Origin of the sequence: Bartonella sp. AP57NXGY (assembly GCF_042195805.1) — a bacterium.
Lineage (GTDB): Bacteria > Pseudomonadota > Alphaproteobacteria > Rhizobiales > Rhizobiaceae > Bartonella.
On record NZ_JBHIOZ010000090.1, the window covers coordinates 1 to 5,200 of the forward strand.

Sequence of the window (5,200 nt, forward strand, 5' to 3'; positions counted from 1 at the left end):
ATATCTTTTGCCGCGTCAACACCAACAATATAGAGATTAATCTGTCCTTTATTGTTTTTGCTTGGTCGGCGTGGCCATACCGCACGCCATCCCGCTTGCCCCTTAATGCCCCAGATACGCCGCCCTTCACGCGGGCGTACATAATTATAAACTGCCTGTGTGTGTCCACCACCGGTATCAATGCAAGCCGCTGTTATCCTAATCCCCTCTTTATAGCCTGGATGCGGCCAACGTTTTGCAAGATATTCATCCAATTGGTCCCACACTTCAAAAGAAGAGGGATCACCAAGGATCACTTGATAATCAATATGCCAACTTTCTTCACTACGCCCCCATCCCACCACTTCAAGTTCCAAGCGGTCATTTTGCACATCAATACCAGCTGTCAACACGACGGATTGTTCTGGTGCAAGGGGATAATCTTCGCGTTTTGCATAGAGGCTATCAGGATCAACAACTTCGCCTGTTCTGTCCTCCCATGGCTCTCCAAGCACTGTATTAATAAAAACTTGCAAAAGAGCAGGGTCTTCTTTGGCTCTTAAAAATTCGCGCGCACAATCGCCCCAAGTCAGCCATGGCGAATAAAGCGCTGAAATATGGTAAGAACGCAGACGAGGCTTACTTGACTCCTGTGTTGCGATCCAACAAGCACCGTTTTCTTCTGCCATTAAGGCGGACTTACGATGTTCGGCATGTTCATGACCACAATGCGCACAAACAAAAACAGCTTTTTCGGGGGCGCCTTTTGGCCACTTAATTTGTGACCAAACAATGGGTTGTAGAACACCACATGCATCACAAGGGACATTGTAATATCTTTGATCACCTAGCACAAAATCCTTGGCTACACGGCTTGTGTCACGGTGTGTCGGCGTGGACAATTTAAAAATTTTACGTTGAATAAAAGCAGAGGTTCGTTTTTCCGCAATTGTTACAGGATCGCCTTCATTATCGACATTCAATGGGTAAGCATCGACTTCATCCAAAACCAAATAGCGAATAGGAGAAGAACGCAATCCAGCAGCACTATTTGCTCCTGTAATCATCAATGTCCCCCCATAAAATTCCTTTGAAAACATTGTATTTCCACTGTCTCTTGCACGAGCAGGAGCAATGCGTTCACTTAAAGCAGGGCTAGCTGAAATCATCGGATCAAGACGAGACTTTGACAGTTTCTTAGCGGTCTCAACTGTCGGCATTACATAAAGGGCAGGTCCTGGACTATGATGAATGGCATAACCACAAAAGTTCAACGCTGCTTCCGACATTCCAATCTGAGCCCCCTTCATCACAACCGTTGTTTCAGTCGGATCATAAACAGAAAGATTATCCATGATCTCTCGTAAATAGGGGGTACGTATAGTCCTCCATAATCCAGGCTCAGCACTCGTAACTGTGCTCAAATAACGATTTTTATCAGCCCACTGGGAAACAGTATAAGGCGGGTCAGGACGGCGTCCTTCATTCGCATAGCAAAAAAAGAGCCCAGCACCAGAGGACGAGGGCGAAGCATCACTTATCATGTTCTGGATTCTCTTCTAAAATGTTGGGATCGTGAAAAGAAACAGGGACGACATTTTCCACTAAAGCTTTGCGCATATGATGATCGATAGCTCCAATAAGGCTCGCAGCATCACATCCCACTTGCGCCGCAATTTCAGTACCAAAGCGATAGGCAAAATTGAGCATTGTATCTCGATGCGCTCTTCCAAAGTTCCATGCTTCTTTTCTCACTTCTTCACGATCAACAGTGGTTTCGCGTAACTTTTCCAGAGCAATCTTTTCTTTTGCTAGCGCAACTTGCATCCGCTCTAGTTTTATCTTGTATTCATTGGCTCCATCTGTGGAGGCTTGTTTGATCTTTGTCAGCGGTTGACCATCCGGTGCTAAAAATGGAGTAGGGCGCTTTGTTGGATTCTCATTCCAGATAGCTGTTGCAAGCGCTTCATTGACAGAACCATCTTCAAAAAGAGCCGCATCAAATTTACCTGTCTTTATCCGAGAAACCACTGCATTATGTGAAACACCCATCTTCTTCGCAAACGCACGAACCGATAGACCCTTACGATTCTTCTTATTCATAGTTGCTCCTTGCTTTTTCTCTGCCATAAGAAGTAAGAGTTTACGGTGTTACGAATGATTGACAATCGGGTATAATCCGGTATATATTCCGGTATGAAAACAGATACACTCCAAATTACACAAGAATTGTTGGCTCTCATTGCTGAAATTGATGAGTTCAAAGGGGCATGGCGCGCCCTTGGTACTCTTGCACCTGAGCGATTGAACGCTCTTCGTCATATTGCTACTGTTGAAAGTATTGGATCTTCCACACGCATTGAAGGGAGTAAGTTAACAGACCGCGAAATCGAACAGCTTTTGGTAAATTTAGAAATTAAACGTTTCAAGAGTCGTGATGAACAAGAAGTTATCGGTTATGCCAAGGTTATGGAAACAATCTTTCAATCTTGGAGTGATATTTCTATTACTGAAAATCATATTAAACAACTTCATCGTGATCTTTTGTGTAATAGTGAGAAAGATCAACGACATCGAGGTGAATATAAGACTTTACGCAATGATGTAGCAGCATTTAATTCTCAAGGGAAAATGGTTGGCATTGTTTTTGAAACAGCTACACCATTTGATACACCATACCGAATGCAAGAGCTTATTACTTGGTTCAATAAAACCAATGAATTAAAGGATCTTCATCCTTTACTTACGATTGGTATTTTTAATGTAACATTTTTAGCTATTCATCCTTTTCAAGATGGAAATGGACGTTTAAGCCGTATCTTAACCACCCTTCTTTTGTTACAAAAAGGTTATGTTTATGTACCATATTCATCACTTGAAAGCATTATTGAGAATAATAAAGAAAGCTATTACTTAGCTTTAAATCAAACTCAAAAAACAATTTATACTAAAACACCCAATTGGGAGCCTTGGATACTCTTTTTTTTACGTGCTCTACAAAAACAAAAACGCCAATTAGAAATAAAAATAGAGAGTGAAAAAAATGCTCTTTTTTCCTTATCTGAATTGGCTCTTAATATTCTTGATTATGTGCGTAATCACGGACGTGTTACAACCCGCGATATGGTGCGTGAGGTTGGTGCAAGCGCTAATACACTTAAAGTAACTTTTACATCATTAGTTGAAAAAGGTCTTTTGATACGTCATGGTGGTGGACGATCAACTTGGTATAGTGCACCTTAATTTTATTACCTTCTTAACCACCTCCCCATTGTTGAGAACGGGGAGGGGAGTTCTATTTTTTTAATTAAGCAACCTTTTTAATGGGGCTCTCCAAATTTGGTTCGTAAGCTTTTAACAAAGGCTCCATAATCGGGGGAGGTTTTAAGGTTCCAAAATTTGTAATCATTGCCAAAATTCTGAGTGCATTTGGTGATTCATCTTGAAGTTTTAAAATCAAAGCTTTTTCTATTGCATCCATGGTCTCAATGAGAGCATTAAAAGCCTTATCTTCGACATCATCACGATCAGAAAATTGAAACAAAGCCATCCATAAATCACATAAAAAGTCGATACTGGTGTTCATTGTACACCTCCATGGATTTGTTCTCTCAAACATGCCAATCCTTTTGGTGTGATTTTTGTTGAAGGGAGCACCTTTTCTGTACCATCCGGTCTTTGAATGGTGATAGCAGGACAGTCCATGAATCCTTTCTTGATCTTATCCTGATAAGGTAACAGCGGCGCCCCTGGAGCCCGTCGATACACCCAATCATGTTTACGCAAGTAATCAGTTAAATCCTTTGGTCTTACTTCCAACATCTTTGCTGCTTCAATAAGACCGAATAAACCATCAGAGCGCTTTAAGCCATCCAAAGCTTTTGCTTTTGGTGTCAATTCTGCAATCACATGATCTTTATGTTCTATTTGGCTTTGTAGATGATTCAAAACACCAAGCAATGCTTCCGGTTTGGAATAGTCAACTTGTGATGCAGTTATCTGTGGTGTTGCTACTTGCTTCAAAAGCCGTTCACATTTGATAAAGTATAAACGAGCTTCTCTACCTTTCTTATTGTTCTCAAGCATAGAAAGCTCTTTTGCTACATTTAGTGTAAGATAATATTCTTTTAACACTACATTTTGACGTTCGCCAGTTTTGGCGAGCGTTAAAATATAATCTATTCCCTCTTCTAAATTGTATTTGATAATACGGTCTTTAATCCAATTGGAAAAGTCTCGTTTTGCCTCTAAGAATGTGTGCAGATTACGTGCATTTACTGTTTGAACAATTTCCTGTCCAACAGTTTGTTCCGATATCGGAATAAGAGTGTTCATTGTGAACTCCTTATGGTTAAATGTTTTCATTGACACCTTAGAAAGGTATCGGGCGCTGAAAACACGGCCATAAGTCCGTCGTTATGCTTTCCCCCGAAAGGGTATTTTATGGCATAACCACACCCGACAAGACCAGTATACACCATACGCATATAATGAGTCAAAGCCTTCAATGTACGGAAAAAGATTGTATCGGCAATCCATCCGCTTATGGTTTTAAGGTGTTTTCAGGCACCTGATTCGAAGATACCTATTACTGTAGAATTGTCAAGTAATAAAAATTACTTTTTGCTAAGAAAACGTTTCACATACTGTACAGTGTACATATTGAAATCATTATTTATCAATGAGTTAAATGTACAATGTACAGTCAAATTGAAAATTCTGTCGCTAGCGATAGTTCGCGCTCGTCCGCCCCGCAACGAAGCCAACCCGCTGGGAAGTACCTTTTGCATTGATTTTATTGATTTTTTTTATGAAAAAACAAAGCATAAGTGATAATCTGTTTTTAAAATTGCAATAAGAATATGTAATGCCTAAACTCATAAGGATATGGAATATATAGATAAAGCTTGAGAACATGATCTAGCCTTTTTTATTAGCAGCGTATTCTTGACGAGAAAGTTGTCTCTGTATGTTTTTGGTTAATCTTTCATTGGCATATTGTGCAATAGCACTTGCAATCTCTGGCTTGGACATCACTTTAGCAATTGAAGGTCCTTCTTGTTTTGCAATGGGAAATTTATCTCCATCCGCTCTTTGAAATACATTACCATTCAGCTTTTTTAATTCAACACGCTTTGGAAAATTGCCTCCCTTGATAAAACCATGGGGTAAGATTTCTTTCTTTCCAAACAGTGTGTAAGTTACGCCGCGTTTTGTTTCG

At 40.3% G+C, this 5,200-nt stretch carries 5 protein-coding genes and 1 pseudogene; 1 reads left to right on the plus strand and 5 read right to left on the minus strand.

The features are described from left to right. Both ACFIL8_RS07465 and ACFIL8_RS07470 read right to left on the minus strand, forming a co-directional pair. Positions 1-1,523, minus strand: a 1,523-nt coding sequence (locus ACFIL8_RS07465) for a phage terminase large subunit family protein (RefSeq protein WP_375689308.1), incomplete at its 3' end; no start/stop codon positions are given. Continuing rightward, positions 1,513-2,082 (minus strand): hypothetical protein, encoded by a 570-nt coding sequence (locus ACFIL8_RS07470; protein ID WP_375638734.1) that lies wholly within the window; start codon positions 2,080-2,082, stop codon positions 1,513-1,515. The genes ACFIL8_RS07470 and ACFIL8_RS07465, both read right to left, overlap by 11 nt. Positions 2,083-2,175: 93 nt before the next feature. On the opposite strand from ACFIL8_RS07470, the gene ACFIL8_RS07475 reads away from it, so the two are divergent. After that, entirely contained in the window at positions 2,176-3,222 is a 1,047-nt protein-coding gene (locus tag ACFIL8_RS07475) for a Fic family protein (RefSeq protein WP_375668741.1), read from the plus strand. Positions 3,223-3,286: 64 nt separating this feature from the next. On the opposite strand, the gene ACFIL8_RS07480 is transcribed toward ACFIL8_RS07475, so the two are convergent. From ACFIL8_RS07480 to ACFIL8_RS07490, 3 genes and pseudogenes are all read right to left on the minus strand, one after another. Then, positions 3,287-3,565 (minus strand): hypothetical protein, encoded by a 279-nt coding sequence (locus tag ACFIL8_RS07480; RefSeq protein ID WP_375613969.1) that lies wholly within the window; start codon positions 3,563-3,565, stop codon positions 3,287-3,289. Beyond that, positions 3,562-4,314 (minus strand): phage antirepressor KilAC domain-containing protein, encoded by a 753-nt coding sequence (locus tag ACFIL8_RS07485; RefSeq protein ID WP_375674899.1) that lies wholly within the window; start codon positions 4,312-4,314, stop codon positions 3,562-3,564. The genes ACFIL8_RS07480 and ACFIL8_RS07485 overlap by 4 nt, the downstream gene beginning before the upstream one ends. Positions 4,315-4,899: 585 nt before the next feature. Then, a pseudogene (locus ACFIL8_RS07490) lies at positions 4,900-5,200 on the minus strand (hypothetical protein); the annotation flags it as partial.